Source organism: Streptomyces niger, from assembly GCF_000718305.1.
Taxonomy (GTDB): Bacteria; Actinomycetota; Actinomycetes; order Streptomycetales; family Streptomycetaceae; genus Streptomyces; species Streptomyces niger.
Map to the genome: position 1 here is coordinate 1 of NZ_JOFQ01000098.1, position 228 is coordinate 228.

Annotated in this window: 1 protein-coding gene; it reads right to left on the reverse strand. The window is 65.8% G+C overall.

Features of this window, described 5'->3' with window-relative positions:
- Positions 1-58: 58 nt before the first annotated feature.
- Positions 59-228: DUF6507 family protein (locus IF20_RS39675; RefSeq protein WP_234427012.1), on the reverse strand; the 170-nt coding region annotated here is incomplete at its 5' end.

The window sequence follows — 228 nt, forward strand, 5'->3', positions numbered from 1 at the left end:
TCCAGTTCCGGCAGGTTGCCGGTGTACTGCGGAATCTGATCGGGCTTGAGCTCGATCTTCATCGCTCCTGGACCCCCGGCTTCGTCGGGTCCACATCCACCGCACCCAGCGCCTTGCGCTGCGCCTCGGCGGCCATCTCCAGGTCACCGTTGGTGTAGGCGGTGGTGGCCTCCACCGCGCCGTTGAGGGACTTGCCCGCCCGCATCGCGATGAACTTCAGGTCGTTGA